This window comes from Priestia sp. 10L35, assembly GCF_056395685.1.
In genome coordinates, this window is sequence record NZ_JBFTKA010000002.1 from 178,656 (window position 1) to 194,419 (window position 15,764).

Consider the following 15,764-nt stretch of genomic DNA (forward strand, 5'->3'; position numbering starts at 1 on the left):
CCTTCATGAGCTTACGGTTTCAGCTCGGTCTTGGGAATAGCCGTTGACAACGACGTCAAGTTTTCCTGTTGAAGGATGAATAACCATTCCAGAAACAAGCACGTCTTTCGGTAATAAAGGGTGATTTCGAATCATATCCACACTGTTTTCGACACTATCTTCTACACATTCAAACCCAGTCAGCCATGATTCTAAATCAATACCGGCATATTTTAGATTACGAATCTGTTCCGCGCTGATCCCTCTTTGTTCAGCAGAGGCTAAAATAGCTTCAGCTTTCATGCCCGTCATTCCACATTCATGATGACCGATGACACATACTTCATCAGCTTGCAAAGCGTAGACGGCAACTAATATACTTCTCATGACGCTGCCAAAGGGATGGGAGATAACAGCTCCGGCATTTTTCACTATTTTCGCATCTCCATTTTTTAGCCCCATGGCTTTAGGAAGTAATTCTAACAAACGTGTATCCATACAAGTTAAGATCACTATTTTTTTGTTAGGAAATTTGGATGTTTGAAAAGCCTCGAATTGATTATTTGTTACAAATTTTTCATTAAACTTTAAAACTTCAGATAGACAAGTCATTGTTTTCCTCCTGCGTTATTTATTTTTAACTTATTTTTTAGTCTAAAGATAAAGTTTAAAAACGAACTAAATAAAATATTAAAATTTTCTTAAAATATTCAGAAAAAACTTATAAATAAATCACATTTATATGCGTGAAATTATGTAAGCGTATTCTTTATCTGTTTCAGCGAAGAATATGGGAATTATATGTTAAAATGGTACAAAGTTGGAATTGTCTAAAAGAATGGTAGAGAGGAGGAAGGCAAAAGTGAAGGCTCTTATAGCAATAGGCCTTATTTTTTGTTATTTAGTAGGGTGCAGTTCTAATGCCCAAGTCACCAACGACAAAAAAATGGGGGAGAATATTCAGCAATCATTTGAACAAAAAGGTGTAAGCTCAGTGGATGTATCGAAGTTAAGTGATTTTAAATGGGAAAAAGGATATTTATTAACAAACAAAAGCAAGAAAGCCGACGTAGAAAAACTTGTAAACGCACCGATCAGTGAAGAGATGATGAAAAAAATATCTGCTGCTAATCAAATGCTTGTGTTTGTACACGAAGGAGAAGTTGTCCGCTATGTAGAACTACCCCAAGATTTCATAGCGCATGATAAAAACCAACTTGAATTTTCATCTTCTCATTCTGAACTAAAACTTAATAAAAAAAGGGAGGGCAAGCCTATAAAAGCAGGAGATAAAACGTTAAGTTCAGAAGATGCTTTAGCTGTAGAATCAATTATGAAACAAATTCAATGGAAAAAAGCTGATTACAGCATCGCTCTTGATCCAGATGTACAGCTTACTTATGAAGGAGTCGTATACAATGTACGATTCACCGCCGAGAGTGCGGAACTTACTTCTAAAAGAAGAGGGGTATACGGTAAAGTAACAGGAGAAACAGCACAGCAGCTATATGACATATTGATGTAACCTATTGATTTATCAATAGGTTTTTTTGTGCACATATTTTTTAAATTTACATAAAATGTCTTACTGTTATTGACATTAACGTTAACGTTAATCTATAATAGTAATATAGAGTTGACGTTAACGTTAATGTTAAAGGGAGGTGAAGGGGAAAGCATGTATTTAATCGATGACGTGACGAAAATGACAGGTTTGACCAAGCGTGCTCTTCGGTATTATGAAGAGATTGGACTCATTTTGCCCCCGCAGCGTACAAAAGGAAATGCACGGATTTATTCCGAAGAAGAGGTAAAAGAACTAAGAAAAGTAGCAGAAGCAAAAGAAGTTCTTGGTTTTTCTTTACAGGAGCTGCAGCAGTTTATGTCGCTCAAAAGAATGATTGAAGAAAGAAGTGAGCAGCAAGGATTATCAGCGAAAGAGATAACTAAAATAGAAAATTTACTGGAAAATCAAATCAAGATGATTGAATTTAAAGTGGTTAAAATGCAGGCATTTAAAACAGAATTAAAAGAAATGCGAGAATCTGCTATGGAAATACATGAAAAAACAAAAACAAAAGGAGAGATGAAAGAGTGGAAGGACAGCATTCAAATAACCGATTAGGTCAAATTATTACGGTAGTAGCTACTTTTTTAGCATTTATGGGAATCGGGGTAGTAGATCCGATTTTACCGGAGATTGCTAAGCAAATTGGAGCTTCTCATTGGCAAGTAGAAATGTTATTTACTTCCTATTTGTTAATGATGGCTATTATGATGATTCCAGCAGGCATCTTAGCATCACGTGTAGGAGACAAGCGTTTGATGGTAACAGGACTTATCATTGTGACGATTTTTGCAGCACTATGCGGGTTTTCTAACAATATTCCTCAGCTTTCCATTTTCCGAGCAGGATGGGGACTTGGTAATTCGTTTTTCTTTGCAACAGCTATGACGCTGCTTATTGCATTATCAGGTGAAGTAAAAAAAGCAGTAGGATTATATGAAGCTGCAATTGGTTTGGGAATGGCCGGAGGACCGCTTGTAGGAGGAGTGTTAGGAAATGCTTCTTGGAGATTGCCGTTTTTCGGTACAAGTGCTTTAATTTTTATCGCCTTTATTTTAGTATTAACAATTGTTAAACAGCCTGCAAGCACTAAGGCTCGTAAAGCAGCTGGTTTTAAAGACATGGTAAAACTTTATAAATTAAAACCATTTACTCAAGGCGCTGTATCAGGCATGCTTTATTACTACGGATTTTTTACAGTGTTAGCTTATACGCCGCTTATTCTATCGATCGGAGCTCTTCAAATTGGCTTTGTTTTCTTTGGATGGGGATTATGTTTAGCTTATGGCTCAGCGGTTTTAGCACATCAGTTAGAAAAAAGATATCAGCCAAAACAAGTGTTACATGTTAGCTTAATTATTTTTTCACTTATTTTAATTTGTTTATTTGCCTTTGATGCAACATGGTTGCGCATTGTTTTAATCATGGCAGCAGGTCTTGTATCAGGACTTAATAATGCATTATTTACGAGTCATGTAATGGAAGTATCTCCTTATGAACGAGGAATTACATCTGGAGGATATAATTTCTTAAGATGGTTAGGCGCAGCGTTTGCTCCTTTATTGTCAGGAGTTATCGGCAATGCCGTAGCGCCTCAAGCTCCTTTTCTCGTAGCGGCGATTCTTGGGTTGCTAGCTTTTGTTATTATGGTTATAAAAGTAAAAACAACTTCTCAAACGAATGAAGCTGTATCTAAATAAACGTTGAAATAAAAGGCTTTTTCTTGTGAAAAGCCTTTTATTTTGTTTTATGTTATAATAGTAAAAACGTTTTTAATCATAAAAATGAAACTCTATACCAACTTGTACGTATACTTTATATGTACATAAATCTTTTTAGGAGCGTGATGCCCATGGCCACCTGTCAAAATTGTAATCATAAATGGAACTGGAGGACAACCTTTAAACAACTGTTAACATTTAGAAACGTTTTAGAATGCCCACACTGTGACAAACAACAGTATATCTCTGCAAAATCCCAAAAGCGATTATCAATCTACTCATTTGCACCCCTTATTATTTGGCTTATTCTCTCACTATTTGACTTTTCCTTTCCATCCATTGTTGTCGCGGAGCTTATTTTCTTCATAGCAGCGGTTGTTATGATGCCACTTTCTTATGAAGTAAGCAGCGAAGAAGAACCCTTGTGGTAATAGAAAAACCTTCCGTTAAAACGGAAGGTTTTTTTATGCGGCTTTACCGTCTAGCTGTTCTCCGTGATGGCGCTGATAATACACCCACCCAGCATTCAATAGTAGAAGAACACTGGTTGTTAAGAATACGTAAGGAATTCCTTTAGCTCCGGCAATTTGTCCGCCAATGACTGGACCAGCTAAATTCCCAAAATATTGCGCTGTTTGATTATAGCCAAACATTTTGCCTGTAATCGAGTCCGGTACAATTTTCTTTAAATAAGAATTAATAGAAGGTAATAATCCTCCCATTGCAAAACCGAGTAAAAAACGAAGTAAGAATAGCTGCCAAGTACTATGCACAAAGGCCTGTAAGCCGCAAATCACCGCTACGATAAGCAGGCATATTTGAAGCACATTTTGAGGACCAACGCGATCGCTGACTTTGCCAAGTTTTGATGCAGCTAAAATATTTGAAATTCCTGTTGCCGCTACGACAAAGCCTGAAATAAGGGCAAGGTGATCGGTATGAGTAGACAGTTGTTTTACATACAGTGTAACGATTGGCTGAATAGCCATAACTGCAAGCTGCAGTAAAAAAGTTGTAACAAATACACCAATCACGGCCTTTGAATTTTTAAGAGACAGTAACCCAATGTTAGATTCTTTCGTCGTTTTCGCCGTCTCTTTTTTGTCTTCTTGAATTAAATTTACAATTAAAAAAGACAAAAACATAAATGCACCCGTCACGAAAAAGACGTGGCGTAGCCCGATTGTATCTCCTAAGTAGCCGCCTACTAGCGGTCCTAATAAAGATCCTGATACAGCCCCTGTAGACAACGTACCTAATGCTTTACCGCTGTGCTCTTTAGGTGTTTGAGTCGCTACTAACGTAATGGCTGCAGAGATGAAGCCGGAAACGGCCCCCATTAAAAAGCGCAGTCCGACAAGCTGATAGACATTTTGCACAAAACCAATGGAAGTCATAACAACTGCCATACCCAAGCTTGCGCGAAGGAGCATAAGCTTTCGCCCATATTTATCGGCCAAACTCCCCCATAAAGGAGAAACAATAGCCGCCATTAAAAAGGTAGATCCAAAGGCAATACCAGCCCATCTGCTGATGGAGCTTGTATCGTGAACCCCCAGCTTTTCAATATAAAGCGGTAAAAACGGAATAACTAAACTCATCCCGGCTGTGGTGCAAAAAGAACCGAACCAGCAAATGTACAAGTTTCGTTTCCATAATTCCATTCTATTTCCTTCTTTCGTTGTGCCGCATGGCGTGAAAACAACAAAAGAGCGAAACCATACGGCCTGCTCTTTTAGCATACATGCAGCATCTTTTTATCAGTTTAAATTATACCATATATCAGAAATATTTAAAAATAAAATGATTCACTTAGTGAACTATTAACGTGAAGTGAAAATAGAAAGGGGTACAGTTTTACGTTAGGGTTTTTTAGCCGCTTGAAGATGGTAATAATTCGTTCTTTTCGGGTATAATGTGGCGTGAAGCGTCCTCAATTTATTTTCGTTTGAGCATTTATTTATAATAGAAGACATATAAAAGGACGGTGGTATGTAAATGACTAAAAAAGAAAATGAATCCATTTATATTCAGCAGCATTTGGCAAATGAACGAACGTATTTAGCGTGGATTCGAACGTCTATTGCCACACTCGGCATTGGCTTTGTTGCAGGCGGCCTACATTTCAATTCCGGAAAAACATTAAGTGAAGCAGCCGATACTCTTATTATTGCTGTTATTATCTTTTCTTTAGCTGCAAGTGCAGGTTTGCTTCTCTTCTCAACCTATCATTATTTTTCAACCCGCAAAAAAATTAACAGCCAAACGTATCAATCTTCTCACGCTTTGGTTATTTTTGTTTTAATGATTATGCTGATGCTGATCGGTGCTCTTATGTTTTACTTTTTTAACATAGCGTAAAAAAGTTTAAGAAGTAAAAAAAAAGGGAAAGCAGTCCCAAAGAATTTATGGTTTTATGAAAGGAAAAGAAGATCTATTAATATGGTGGTAATGGCAGATGTAATTATAATAATATCTTCTTTATGAACCGGCTGTATAATTTTACAGGTTAAATTCTTTGTCAACCGTGGATAATGGAAAAGGAAAGCTTTATAAGCCGAAACTTATCCAATACATGTTGAACATAAAAATTGAATATGAATTTCACTACAGAGTGAAGCGAAAGTAAAGGAGAACGCTGTTATGATTCAAACATCTAAGACCGTTGCCGCTCGTTTTTTTACGGAGCGTTTCTTTGATCAGGCTGCTCAAACAGCCTACTATTTTTTGTTATCTTTTGTACCGTTTATTATCTTTCTTTTTTCTCTGCTGAGTTTCTTTCCAATTGATACAAACAATTTGCTGGTATTTATTGAACCATTTACGCCTAAAAGCGCCTATGACGTAATTGAACGGTCAATTGAAACAGTTAACAATAGCGGGAAAAAGGTTTTATCTTTTAGTTTATTGGCGACTTTTTGGCTCGCATCTATGGCTATACAATCTTTGGTTCGCTCGTTAAATGACGCGTATCATATTCAAAGAAAACAAACGTTTTTGCGCGGTTTAATCAATGATTTAATTTTAACTTTTGGTTTTATGGTTGTGGTAGCTATTTCATTATTTGTCCCAATTATTGAAGAGGTCATTCGACATCTGGTACTAACAAAAGTCCATGTTCCTGACATATGGTTTCAAAGCTGGACGACAATTAGATGGGGAATTGGGACATTATTTTTATTAGGCTTTTTTATTCTTTTTTACAAACTGATGCCAAGCGCAAGAGTAACGTGGAAAGATGTACTTCCAGGAGCTGTTTTCTCCACGCTAGGATGGCAAGTTGTATCTACCGGATTTGGATACTATGTCCAGTTTGGAAGCTACTCGCAAATCTATGGTCAGCTTGGAAGTATTATTATTTTAATGGTCTGGTTTTATTTAACGGCCGCTATTTTATTAATTGGCGGTTTAATAAATGGTAATAAGTTCATCAAAGCTCACAAGACAACGTATAGAGACGCGGAAAATGACTAGGGAAACCTAGTCGTTTTTTTTTATATTCAGTTTTACAATTAGAAAGTTTATCAAAAAAATATTGCGGGTAACTATTGAATATCTCGTTGCCTTCCCTTTACACACAACAAAAAAGCAGTAGGAGCTCACGTTGAGATGAGGTGGAAAATTGAATAATTTTAATCGGTTTTTAATCGCAATTATTGGAATTGCAGGACTGATTTGTTCCAGTATGTTAGCACTGATGGTTTATAGGGTTCCTCACCTTTCAAACTGGTTAGAAAAGTGGCGGCATCAGGAGTGGTTTTACTACACAATTTTATCAATAAGCGCATTTTTAGCAGTTATTTTTATTATTTTTCTTTTAACAGGCATATTTAGCAGACCGCCTAAAAAGAATTTAGCAATTGTAACTGGTGAAGGCAAAATAACAATTTCTAAAGCAACGATCGAATCTACAGCTTTACGAGCAATTAGAAGCTTTCAGGGAATACGCTCTCCTGAAGTCCAGGCATCTATTCATTCTCGCAAAGAAAAAGTTAGTCTGTATATCAACTGTTCGTTGTTTGGACGAGATGGACTACCAACACTAGGAAAAGAAATGCAGCTTGAAACAAAACGCGCCGTGGAGGCCTTACTGGAGCTTCCCGTTCACTCCGTCCGTGTTGACTTAACAGATACACAAACACGAAAGAAAGAGCGTGTTGTGTGATGAAGGAGGGACATAATGAGTACTCCAGATAAATTGATTCCGTACCGTGGCCGAGTACTTGGTATTCTGGCAGGTTTAGTGTTGGCAATTTTGCTATTAACAATTGGTTTTGGTCCCACGCTGCTAATTGTAGCTTTTATGGGAATTGGTTATGTAATTGGGAAGTGGCGAGACGGTCATTTAGATATAAATGCTTGGGTAGGATTCTTTACTAAAGGAAGATAGAAAATCACTTTAAGGGAGATGTTAGTTATGGCACTTAATGAAACAAATACAGCAGTAAAATCTCAGGAAAATACACATCAAAATACATTAACATTTGAAGATCAAGTCATTAAAAAAATTGCTGGAATTGCAGCTAATGAAATTAAAGGGATTTTATCAATGAGCGGGGGATTTATGAGCGGGTTAACAGATCGCTTCCGCAGCACTGAAGATATCACAAAAGGGATTAACGCTGAAGTAGGAGAAAAGCAAGTTGCCCTTGATTTAAAAGTAATTGTCGAATACGGAAAAAATGTTCCAGCCATTTTCTCTGAAACTGTTAATAACGTAAAAAAATCAGTTCACGAGATGACGGGATTAGAAGTAGTAGAAGTAAATATGCATGTAGAGGACGTAATGACTCGCTCTGAATTTGAAGCGAAAACGGATCGAGACAAAGAGCAGGAGTCCAAGCGTGATCTTGAATAAAATATAAAAGGTAAACACTTCCATTCATCATATATTCTTTGTATGATGAATGAGAAGTGTTTTTTTATGGGAGGGAGAATTCTGTGATTTTGGTTAGTTCCTGCTTAGCAGGTCAAGGATGCAGATATAATGGAAGCAGTGCCTTAGTTAAGGAAATGAAAGCGCTCGTTGAAAATAAAGAAGCGGTAATGATGTGTCCGGAACTGTTAGGTGGATTTCACACGCCTAGAGAACCGGCAGAAATTATAAAAGGAACGGGAATAGACGTAATAAACGGAAATGCGCGAGTTATTGAACGATCGGGAAAAGACGTCACAGACATATACATAGACGGGGCCTATAAGGCACTGAGCATCGCAAAAGAAATAAAAGCTACTGTTATTGTACTAAAAGAAAACAGCCCTTCATGTGGAAGTGAACATATATATAACGGGGCATTTTCAAACGTTAAAATAGCAGGTGAAGGGGTAACGACTGCGTTGCTAAGAAAGCATGGTTTTATCGTTATGTCCGAAGCTCAATTTGCAGCTGAAATGCATAGAGACCCATCATAATCAAAAAAGCGTACACCATATGTGTACGCTTTTTTATAAAAGCCTATTTACTATGAAGCGTATCTGCTGTGCTTTCTGTTCGTGTTACCGCATAAAGAGAGCAGAAAAGACCAAACAAAACAAAAATAGACCCGACCCAGCCGTTATAAATAACAGAGTATTGATTAACGACAATTCCTCCAACATAGGAGCCGATCGCAATTCCTACGTGTGAAATCGCTGCATTGGTGCTGATTAAAATGTCCGACGTCTCGCGTGCACTATGAATAATTAAATTGCTTTGAGCTGGTGAGACCGCCCAGCTGAGCGCACTCCAAATGATCATAAGAAGCAAGAACACAACAAATGGTAAATGAACGCCAAAAGGCATAGCAATCATGCTAACAAAAAAGAGAGCAATCATGGTGATAACAGATGAAGAAGGATTCCATTTATCAGAAACAGCTCCTCCAAGTCCTCCTCCTGCCACGGCAGCAAGACCAAAAATACCATAAATAATAGTCACCATCGTTGTATTTAATCCTAGCGTCTCCTGTAAAAATGGCGTGAAGTAAGCATAAAGCGTTAAATGGCCCGCAAGTACAAATAATGTTGCTAGGTGAATAGCGAGCATTTTTTTATTGCGTAAAGCTTTTACCTGAGTTTTTAACGGTACAATTGGAGCAGGAGCTAGACGCTCCATTGTAAACCAAACGGTAATCATAATAATCGCAGTCAAAATTGCAATCATAACAAATACTTGACGCCAGCCAAGCGCATTTCCAATCAAAATACCAAGAGGAATGCCTAAAACAAGTGAGCCGCTTATTCCCATAAATACGATGCCAATTGCTCTGCCTTGGTATTCAGGTTTTACCATTCTAGAAGCCATCGTGGTAGATAATACAATGATAAAAGAACCGCTCGCAGCAGCAAGAATACGTCCAATCAGTAGCATATAATAGCCCGAACTGTAGGCTGAAAATACATTGCTCAATAAGAAAATAAATAATGTCCACATATAAACTTTTTTACGCTCTATCTTAGCCGTCACATTTAGTAAAATCGGCGCAGACAAGGCATAAACAAATGAATAAATAGAGATTAAATAACCTGCTTTTGCTAATGATACATGAAATGCATCGGCAATTAAGTCTAAGATGCCTCCTAGAATTAATTCGACCGTTCCAACAACAAAGGAAGCAATCGCAAGTATGTAAACTTTTTTATTCATCAAAAAACCCCCTCTTTAAAAAGTTACAACTAGAATAGTAACCTTTTTTAGAAAGGATTTCAATAGGTAATATTAAAAAGGTTACTAATGAATTAGTAACCTTTTTAATATCGCAGTCGAGTAAGCAGCTCCATGATCTCAGAATCTTGAAGAAGCTGCTCTTGATATTTCTTTGTAATATGGGTAAGTGCGACGTCATGATAAAAGAAATCAGCAAAAACTTTTACAAGCGGCTGCGACATGGTTTTTATTGCTTTCCATGTCGCATGTTCAATGCCGGCAAATAAAAGGTAAGCATCGTCAACAATAATCAACTGCGACGGCTCAAGGTTTTTATGATCATCTATTGGATTTAATGTATGTAAATGTTTGAGGGCAGTCTGCAAGTTCCCTATGGTTAAGACCTCGACGTTTACGCCTTGTTTCTCTTTTTCTTCTAGCAATGAGCGGTAATGTTCTAACTCATCATTCCATGCGGATAAAATAATAGAAGATTCCGCTTCGTCAATCAATTGTTCAATGTGAGCAGAAATAGAGGATTTATCTTTTAAACTCCAAACATGATCATCTGTAAACGTTTTTTTAATTTTATATGTTTTTAGTTCATTAATGTCATTTTCAAAATCAGCAGTAAGTTTTTGAATGACGGTTTGAAGGGCTACCGCTGAGTAAAGTTTCTTTTTCCCGGACAATGTATTTACTACAATACCTTTATCAATTAAACGATTAAGCACTTCATAAATTTTTGCTTTTGGAACATGCGAATACGTAACAATTGAACTAGCATCCAGCGGGCCATCATTCGCAAGCAGCGCTTCATATACTTGACTTTCATACTGAGAAAAACCAAATTTTTGCAGCATAATTTTCTATTCATCATCCTTTCTTTTTTTAAGTATATCACGGTTTGTAAAAGTATTACTAATTGTATCAGATATGATAATCTTATTAAACTATGTTCTAAATAACAATTAGAAATAAAATAAGCTATTAAAGAATCTTTATTACAGTAGAAATATTTTTAACCATATACTTTCTATACTAAAACACTCAACATTGGGTAAAGAAAAGAAAGAGGTGAAAAAAATGAAGAAAAATGAAAAACTACTGTTGAAAAAAATGAACATAAAACAGCAAAGAGAAGTGGCTGCTCAGCTTGAAGACGTACTGGATTCCTTACTGTCCCTTGAAGAAAAATTATGCTCAGCACCTGATAATAGCGAGTGGCTCTCTTTACAAGCTCAGCTTGAAAAAAGAGAACATGAGCTGAAATTCAAGCATAAAATGCTGTGCGAAGAATGGACAGCACTATAAAAGACAGGCATTTTGTCTGTCTTTTATTGCATCTAAATTTTCATCACTCGAATAGGGCTAACCATCAAAATAGCTAAAATAATCATAAGGTAAGGGTTTACGTAATAAAACATGCCAAGCAGGGCGATAATTAGAGCGGGAAAAGGAATAGGAAGCCCTATAAAATAACCCATGGTTGGATTTGCACTAAATTTAGCTAATCTTAATGCGCCCATGCTTGGATAAATCATAAAAGCGAGTACGGTTAGCCAAGAGTGGGGAGAAAGAGTATGAAATAGCATTGCAGGCGCTACGCCAAAGCTTATAATATCAGCCAAAGAATCTAGCTCTACACCAAACTCACTGTTAACTTTCAGCTTTCTCGCAATTTTGCCGTCAAATAAATCGAAAAAAGCGGCTAGAAAAATAAAAAGAGCAGCTAAGCGTTCGTAGCTATTCATATTAAAAGCTATGGAAAATACGCCGCTTAGCAAATTTCCAATCGTAAAGAGATTCGGAACCCATTTTAACAGTCGAAGAATCAATGTCATACAACCGCCTTTCACAGTGTGTACGATTAGTGTAACTGTTAAATCGTATTATTATGTGAGATGTCAGATAAAAAGAAGGTAGTATTGAAACCTGGCTGTTGTTCCTGTAATATATATCGTATAATACGATAATAACTAAAAATACGATATAAAGGAGCAGGATCATGAAAGTAGAAGAGTTAAACAGTTATTGGACGTCTATTTATTATCATTTGCACTATACGCATCAAGAGAAAATTACACACCAAACAATACGTCTTTTACAGCATATAGATAAATCATCTTCGGTTGGAATAAAAGAAATTGCGGATTATTTACACGTTTCGCATAATACGGCATCTGAACACGTAAAGAGAAGTATGGATAAAGGGTATGTATATAAAAATAGAGATATACATGATGAAAGAAAAGTAATTCTGCATTTAACAGAAGCAGGAAAAGACCTATTAAAACGGAATTCAAGCTTGGATGAAGAAAAAGTATCAGCTATTTTACGCGAAATGACAGCATCTGAAAAACAGCTGATTCAACAGGCTTTTCAGTTATTGAGTGAGCGTGCAAAACATGTATAGTATCATCAAAATTTTAATGTCGGCTCTTATTATTGCAGGGGTAACAGAAATGGCCAAAAGATTTCCGACATACGGTGGAATTGTGGCTGCCCTTCCAATTGTGAGCTTACTAAGTATTATATGGTTATCAGTGCAAGGAGAAAAAAAGGAAGTGGTCAGTCAGTTTACACTAGGCGTTCTTTATGGACTGCCAGGCACTATTTTACTACTTGCTGTCGTCTATATTTGCTTAAAAAACTCTCTTCATTTGTTTATGAGTTTATCAATAGGAGTTATGTGTTGGAGCCTGTTTTTAGGCCTTCAAAAGATAGTGGTTAAACTAATTACTACATAAACTATTGGAATTTAATCCAATTTTCTGTAAAATGAAAGTCTAAGTAAAAGATAGGAGCTGAGTAGAGTTGAGTTTAGCAGAGAAAAAGTTAGGAATTGACCGAGTTGTTTTTATCGGCAGAACGTTTGAAGAGTATAGAGCTATGTTTAATTTGAATGAAAAGTATTTAAAAGGAAAAAAAGTGTTAGACTGTGCTAGCGGGGCCTGTTCTTTTACTGCTCATGCCTTGCAGCAAGGTACGGAGGCTACTAGCTGTGATATTGCCTATAAATTTACGGCAGAAGAGCTTGAAAAGAAAGGAAGCCTGGATTTAATTCATACGATGAATCAAATGCAGCACGTACAAGAACAGTATGTGTGGAAGTATTTTTCGTCTATTGATGATTTAACTGAACATCGAAAAAGAGCATTAAAAGATTGTATTGCTCATATGAAAAAGAATCCCGAAGCCTATCAGTACGGAGCACTTCCTAATTTGCCGTTTCAAAAGAACGAGTTTGATTTAACGCTTTGTGCAAACTTTTTATTTATGTACAGCGACCGGTTAGATTATACGTTTCATTTAGAAGCTTTAAAAGAACTGATACGCGTTACAAAAGAGGAAGTACGTTTATTTCCTTTAACGAATTTGAGCGGCAAGATTTCTACCTATTTGCCGCAGCTGTTAGAAGAGATTGCGCCTCTAGTAAAGGGAACAGAAATAGCAGACGTCCCGTACGAATTTCAAAAAGGTGCCAATCAAATGCTGAAAATATATGTATAACAAATATAACGAAAGCCGCTTTTAGTTAAAGCGGCTTTTTAACATTCAAACGTTTTTTGGCAGTTTGAGTATGTTTCGTTATGGTTTCAGATCCAAGCGCTTTAGCTAAACCGAACAAAGGCATATTCACGTATACTGATTCATAATTTCCTGCAGAAATGACGTACGTTTCATGATAAATGCCCACTGCATTCGTTTTTGAAGCCTGTTTATAAAAAGAATTCCAAGCTTTTAAGTGCTGAGGACCTTTTGCATAGGAGGTCAATTGATCAACTGACTCCCAATATTGAATCAGCGTGATGGTTCTTAAATTAAAAGATCCTTGCAAAGATAAAAAGCCAAGTTTTTTGTTTGTATACAATTCGCGAATCATAGGAGGCATTGCTTTAAATACAGGGAACCATTTGTGTACGGCTGTCCATTTATTAATGCGCATTCCTATAACAAAGACGACCAACTCCTGACCGGGCTTAGCCATCACACGATTGGAATGAATCATAAATTATGCGCCTCCTCATCATATAATTTATTAATCGTATCTTTGCACCATTCTATCGAAGCACACGTTGTTCGTTTACCGTAGTCTAGGGTAATAAGCCAATACGTTCTGTCGGGAGAAGGGCTGTTAGAAATGCTGTCTTCGATTCCGCAATACATGTGATAACGTTCAGTTAGTTTCTGCTGAGCGTTTTTTAACTGGGAAATTGTGAGCTGCTTTTCTTGCTGACTACTAAAAAAGAGTTTTAACAAAATTTCATTTCTTTCGGAAGGGAGCTGCTTAATAGGTTCACGCAGCCAATCTTGCAGAACTTCTTTTCCTTTAGTTGTTATGACATACTCTTTTTTATCTGGTTTATCAGTTTGAGCAACGGAATTGACCGTTGCTAGTTCATTATTCACAAGCTTTTGTAAAGTGGGATAAATTTGGCCATAACTGATTTTCCAAAAATGATTTAAACTTCGATCCATTAACTGCTTAATTTCATAACCAGTTCTGCATTCCGTGGTAAGCAGTCCTAAAATTGCATATGTTGTTTGATTTTCCTTCATTTATTTTCCTCACCTATATCTTTTTGATATATATATTACCATAAACAGGATAACATTCAATAAAAAAACGCGAGAGTTATGCACTCTCGCGTCTAAAAAAAGGTTTGTATTGCTGAACCATCATTTGCGAAGCAGCAATAAATAAAAAGATAAAGCCTCCACACATTAGCAACATGACAGCACCTATTCTCCATAAAAGCTTTGGCATCAGCATATCTCCTTTTTTGAAGTTATTACCTATAGTGTAAAGAATAGCTTGCAAAAATTCTAGTCATAACTACATATAATTTTATGACTTTTTTAGACTGACTCTTCCTTTGGATCATCTTCATCAAAAATAGGAACTTCCGTATACGTGTCTTCTTTTTCGAAAGAGGAAGAAGAATTCTCTTTTTCCTCTTGTGCAGGCTTCGTTTTACCAGAAGAAATATCGGATTTAGCGTTTTTTAACTCTTCCATGTCTTTTTGGATTTGGTCCGTGAAATCCTTTGGTATAGCTCCGCTTCCGTATGTAGCTCCGATATTTAAAGTACCGCCGAGTTCTTTAATGCCCACTTGGCCAATATTGTTGTTTTGTTCGTATTTATCAAGAAAAAATTTATCAATATGAATAGGCGGAGGAGCATTTTCTAAAAGTGTGCCTTTTTGGTGAATCAATTTCACTTCTTCTTGAAGGGAAGACGTTCGTTTTAGCATGTCCACCTGTACTTCAGTTAAAAGCGACATGCTGCGTTCTAATGCTGAAACTCTGTTATCTAGTTCGGTCATTTTTTCGATATAAGGAGCCATTTGTTTTTCTACAGATTGTTCTACTAACCGAGTTATATCCATATAAGGTACAGCGTCTATCTTTTTATCGCGAGGGGGTTGCATGGAGATCACTTGTTCCAATTGCGCTACTTTTTCCTTTAAAAATTGAAGCTGGTTAGCAATCTCTTTCTTATCTTTTGCATATGCTTGTTCAGCATTTTTATGAGTGCTTCTTTGTGAAGGTGAAGAAGCATTGGAGTGCGAGGGCTGAGCCTCCAGCTTTTTTTTGAGCATTATGAGAGAACCAATTTGCGGTTCGAGTTTTAAAAAACGGTTCATGTGAACTTCAAGCGTGTTAATGCGCTTGATTTGATGTTTGAAGTCCGCTAGCTCAGTATGAAGCTGTTGGTTAGTCTGTTTGGGGTTAAAAAATCCTTTCATAGACATTTCGCTTCTCCTCATCTTGGGCTTATTTCCGATGTAATAACAGTTAGATAAATATATATTGGTCCAGTTTGGAAATTCACGTTAAATTCTTTGCGTTTATAAATGCTTATGT

23 protein-coding genes are annotated in these 15,764 nt (G+C 36.7%); 14 read left to right on the forward strand and 9 right to left on the reverse strand.

The features are described 5' to 3' along the window. Window positions 1-3 precede the first annotated feature (3 nt). On the reverse strand, window positions 4-591 hold the full coding sequence (locus AC1DEF_RS06820) for a beta-class carbonic anhydrase (RefSeq protein WP_043982872.1): 588 nt from the start codon (window positions 589-591) through the stop codon (window positions 4-6). Window positions 592-841: 250 nt separating this feature from the next. Between AC1DEF_RS06820 and AC1DEF_RS06825 the strand changes: the two genes are divergently transcribed. The 4 genes from AC1DEF_RS06825 to AC1DEF_RS06840 all read left to right on the forward strand — a co-directional run bounded on the left by AC1DEF_RS06825 (window position 842) and on the right by AC1DEF_RS06840 (window position 3,698). Continuing rightward, complete coding sequence (locus AC1DEF_RS06825) at window positions 842-1,504, forward strand: hypothetical protein (protein ID WP_097823260.1); 663 nt, start codon at window positions 842-844, stop codon at window positions 1,502-1,504. Window positions 1,505-1,573: 69 nt separating this feature from the next. Continuing rightward, on the forward strand, window positions 1,574-2,104 hold the full coding sequence (locus AC1DEF_RS06830) for a MerR family transcriptional regulator (RefSeq protein ID WP_477727329.1): 531 nt from the start codon (window positions 1,574-1,576) through the stop codon (window positions 2,102-2,104). Further along, on the forward strand, window positions 2,074-3,246 hold the full coding sequence (locus tag AC1DEF_RS06835; RefSeq protein ID WP_097823261.1) for an MFS transporter: 1,173 nt from the start codon (window positions 2,074-2,076) through the stop codon (window positions 3,244-3,246). Before AC1DEF_RS06830 ends, AC1DEF_RS06835 begins: the two co-directional genes overlap by 31 nt. A gap of 152 nt (window positions 3,247-3,398) precedes the next feature. Further along, window positions 3,399-3,698: a TIGR04104 family putative zinc finger protein gene (locus AC1DEF_RS06840; RefSeq protein ID WP_016764349.1), complete on the forward strand. Its 300-nt coding sequence runs from the start codon at window positions 3,399-3,401 to the stop codon at window positions 3,696-3,698. Window positions 3,699-3,731: 33 nt separating this feature from the next. On the opposite strand, the gene AC1DEF_RS06845 is transcribed toward AC1DEF_RS06840, so the two are convergent. After that, complete coding sequence (locus AC1DEF_RS06845) at window positions 3,732-4,931, reverse strand: multidrug efflux MFS transporter (RefSeq protein WP_043983117.1); 1,200 nt, start codon at window positions 4,929-4,931, stop codon at window positions 3,732-3,734. Between the two features lie 334 nt (window positions 4,932-5,265). Between AC1DEF_RS06845 and AC1DEF_RS06850 the strand changes: the two genes are divergently transcribed. The 6 genes from AC1DEF_RS06850 to AC1DEF_RS06875 all read left to right on the forward strand — a co-directional run bounded on the left by AC1DEF_RS06850 (window position 5,266) and on the right by AC1DEF_RS06875 (window position 8,679). Continuing rightward, window positions 5,266-5,628, forward strand: a complete 363-nt coding sequence (locus AC1DEF_RS06850; protein ID WP_043982866.1) for a YidH family protein — start codon at window positions 5,266-5,268, stop codon at window positions 5,626-5,628. A gap of 282 nt (window positions 5,629-5,910) precedes the next feature. Further along, on the forward strand, window positions 5,911-6,741 hold the full coding sequence (locus tag AC1DEF_RS06855) for a YihY/virulence factor BrkB family protein (RefSeq protein WP_014459853.1): 831 nt from the start codon (window positions 5,911-5,913) through the stop codon (window positions 6,739-6,741). 148 nt (window positions 6,742-6,889) lie between these two features. Further along, entirely contained in the window at window positions 6,890-7,432 is a 543-nt protein-coding gene (gene amaP, locus AC1DEF_RS06860; protein ID WP_097823262.1) for an alkaline shock response membrane anchor protein AmaP, read from the forward strand. 15 nt (window positions 7,433-7,447) lie between these two features. Next, on the forward strand, window positions 7,448-7,657 hold the full coding sequence (locus AC1DEF_RS06865) for a DUF2273 domain-containing protein (RefSeq protein ID WP_016764344.1): 210 nt from the start codon (window positions 7,448-7,450) through the stop codon (window positions 7,655-7,657). A 27-nt stretch (window positions 7,658-7,684) separates the two neighbouring features. Continuing rightward, window positions 7,685-8,125 carry an Asp23/Gls24 family envelope stress response protein gene (locus AC1DEF_RS06870; protein ID WP_427076429.1) on the forward strand — a complete coding sequence of 147 codons (441 nt, stop codon included), beginning with the start codon at window positions 7,685-7,687 and terminating at the stop codon, window positions 8,123-8,125. Between the two features lie 83 nt (window positions 8,126-8,208). After that, on the forward strand, window positions 8,209-8,679 hold the full coding sequence (locus AC1DEF_RS06875; protein WP_097823264.1) for a 2-thiouracil desulfurase family protein: 471 nt from the start codon (window positions 8,209-8,211) through the stop codon (window positions 8,677-8,679). Window positions 8,680-8,722: 43 nt separating this feature from the next. On the opposite strand, the gene AC1DEF_RS06880 is transcribed toward AC1DEF_RS06875, so the two are convergent. Both AC1DEF_RS06880 and AC1DEF_RS06885 read right to left on the reverse strand, forming a co-directional pair. After that, window positions 8,723-9,892: an MFS transporter gene (locus AC1DEF_RS06880; RefSeq protein WP_097823265.1), complete on the reverse strand. Its 1,170-nt coding sequence runs from the start codon at window positions 9,890-9,892 to the stop codon at window positions 8,723-8,725. Between the two features lie 104 nt (window positions 9,893-9,996). Then, window positions 9,997-10,755 (reverse strand): TrmB family transcriptional regulator, encoded by a 759-nt coding sequence (locus AC1DEF_RS06885; protein ID WP_477727330.1) that lies wholly within the window; start codon window positions 10,753-10,755, stop codon window positions 9,997-9,999. 223 nt (window positions 10,756-10,978) lie between these two features. Here AC1DEF_RS06885 and AC1DEF_RS06890 point away from each other — a divergent pair, with 223 nt between their 5' ends. Further along, entirely contained in the window at window positions 10,979-11,206 is a 228-nt protein-coding gene (locus tag AC1DEF_RS06890; RefSeq protein ID WP_016764339.1) for a hypothetical protein, read from the forward strand. Between the two features lie 32 nt (window positions 11,207-11,238). Here the strand turns inward: AC1DEF_RS06890 and pssA are convergent, their stop codons facing one another. Beyond that, complete coding sequence (gene pssA / locus AC1DEF_RS06895; protein ID WP_176521268.1) at window positions 11,239-11,730, reverse strand: CDP-diacylglycerol--serine O-phosphatidyltransferase; 492 nt, start codon at window positions 11,728-11,730, stop codon at window positions 11,239-11,241. 170 nt (window positions 11,731-11,900) lie between these two features. On the opposite strand from pssA, the gene AC1DEF_RS06900 reads away from it, so the two are divergent. The 3 genes from AC1DEF_RS06900 to AC1DEF_RS06910 all read left to right on the forward strand — a co-directional run bounded on the left by AC1DEF_RS06900 (window position 11,901) and on the right by AC1DEF_RS06910 (window position 13,405). Then, a complete protein-coding gene (locus AC1DEF_RS06900) occupies window positions 11,901-12,308 on the forward strand; it encodes a MarR family winged helix-turn-helix transcriptional regulator (RefSeq protein ID WP_043982857.1) in 408 nt (135 codons plus the stop codon). After that, window positions 12,301-12,642, forward strand: coding sequence for a DUF3147 family protein (locus AC1DEF_RS06905; protein ID WP_016764334.1), 342 nt, complete (start codon window positions 12,301-12,303; stop codon window positions 12,640-12,642). The genes AC1DEF_RS06900 and AC1DEF_RS06905 overlap by 8 nt, the downstream gene beginning before the upstream one ends. 67 nt (window positions 12,643-12,709) lie before the next feature. Continuing rightward, window positions 12,710-13,405 carry an SAM-dependent methyltransferase gene (locus AC1DEF_RS06910; RefSeq protein ID WP_075421669.1) on the forward strand — a complete coding sequence of 232 codons (696 nt, stop codon included), beginning with the start codon at window positions 12,710-12,712 and terminating at the stop codon, window positions 13,403-13,405. A 25-nt stretch (window positions 13,406-13,430) separates the two neighbouring features. On the opposite strand, the gene AC1DEF_RS06915 is transcribed toward AC1DEF_RS06910, so the two are convergent. The 4 genes from AC1DEF_RS06915 to AC1DEF_RS06930 form a co-directional block, all read right to left on the reverse strand. Then, window positions 13,431-13,904 carry a DUF4188 domain-containing protein gene (locus AC1DEF_RS06915; protein ID WP_097823266.1) on the reverse strand — a complete coding sequence of 158 codons (474 nt, stop codon included), beginning with the start codon at window positions 13,902-13,904 and terminating at the stop codon, window positions 13,431-13,433. Next, a complete protein-coding gene (locus AC1DEF_RS06920) occupies window positions 13,901-14,455 on the reverse strand; it encodes a PadR family transcriptional regulator (protein ID WP_016764331.1) in 555 nt (184 codons plus the stop codon). Before AC1DEF_RS06920 ends, AC1DEF_RS06915 begins: the two co-directional genes overlap by 4 nt. Before the next feature lie 76 nt (window positions 14,456-14,531). Next, window positions 14,532-14,663, reverse strand: coding sequence for a hypothetical protein (locus AC1DEF_RS06925; RefSeq protein WP_013057274.1), 132 nt, complete (start codon window positions 14,661-14,663; stop codon window positions 14,532-14,534). Between the two features lie 92 nt (window positions 14,664-14,755). After that, window positions 14,756-15,652, reverse strand: a complete 897-nt coding sequence (locus AC1DEF_RS06930) for a hypothetical protein (protein WP_097823267.1) — start codon at window positions 15,650-15,652, stop codon at window positions 14,756-14,758. Window positions 15,653-15,764 lie beyond the last annotated feature (112 nt).

What these genes read in the sequence shown, in the direction of transcription:
- AC1DEF_RS06840 (WP_016764349.1), top strand. Translation starts at nt 3,399, where the DNA reads ATGGCCACCTGTCAAAATTGTAATCATAAATGGAACTGGAGGACAACC.
- AC1DEF_RS06880 (WP_097823265.1), bottom strand. Translation starts at nt 9,892, where the DNA reads ATGAATAAAAAAGTTTACATACTTGCGATTGCTTCCTTTGTTGTTGGA.
- AC1DEF_RS06905 (WP_016764334.1), top strand. Translation starts at nt 12,301, where the DNA reads ATGTATAGTATCATCAAAATTTTAATGTCGGCTCTTATTATTGCAGGG.
- AC1DEF_RS06850 (WP_043982866.1), top strand. Translation starts at nt 5,266, where the DNA reads ATGACTAAAAAAGAAAATGAATCCATTTATATTCAGCAGCATTTGGCA.
- AC1DEF_RS06820 (WP_043982872.1), bottom strand. Translation starts at nt 591, where the DNA reads ATGACTTGTCTATCTGAAGTTTTAAAGTTTAATGAAAAATTTGTAACA.
- AC1DEF_RS06925 (WP_013057274.1), bottom strand. Translation starts at nt 14,663, where the DNA reads ATGCCAAAGCTTTTATGGAGAATAGGTGCTGTCATGTTGCTAATGTGT.
- AC1DEF_RS06930 (WP_097823267.1), bottom strand. Translation starts at nt 15,652, where the DNA reads ATGTCTATGAAAGGATTTTTTAACCCCAAACAGACTAACCAACAGCTT.
- AC1DEF_RS06870 (WP_427076429.1), top strand. Translation starts at nt 7,685, where the DNA reads ATGGCACTTAATGAAACAAATACAGCAGTAAAATCTCAGGAAAATACA.
- AC1DEF_RS06845 (WP_043983117.1), bottom strand. Translation starts at nt 4,931, where the DNA reads ATGGAATTATGGAAACGAAACTTGTACATTTGCTGGTTCGGTTCTTTT.
- AC1DEF_RS06885 (WP_477727330.1), bottom strand. Translation starts at nt 10,755, where the DNA reads ATGCTGCAAAAATTTGGTTTTTCTCAGTATGAAAGTCAAGTATATGAA.
- AC1DEF_RS06915 (WP_097823266.1), bottom strand. Translation starts at nt 13,904, where the DNA reads ATGATTCATTCCAATCGTGTGATGGCTAAGCCCGGTCAGGAGTTGGTC.
- AC1DEF_RS06920 (WP_016764331.1), bottom strand. Translation starts at nt 14,455, where the DNA reads ATGAAGGAAAATCAAACAACATATGCAATTTTAGGACTGCTTACCACG.
- AC1DEF_RS06900 (WP_043982857.1), top strand. Translation starts at nt 11,901, where the DNA reads ATGAAAGTAGAAGAGTTAAACAGTTATTGGACGTCTATTTATTATCAT.
- AC1DEF_RS06855 (WP_014459853.1), top strand. Translation starts at nt 5,911, where the DNA reads ATGATTCAAACATCTAAGACCGTTGCCGCTCGTTTTTTTACGGAGCGT.
- AC1DEF_RS06865 (WP_016764344.1), top strand. Translation starts at nt 7,448, where the DNA reads ATGAGTACTCCAGATAAATTGATTCCGTACCGTGGCCGAGTACTTGGT.
- AC1DEF_RS06890 (WP_016764339.1), top strand. Translation starts at nt 10,979, where the DNA reads ATGAAGAAAAATGAAAAACTACTGTTGAAAAAAATGAACATAAAACAG.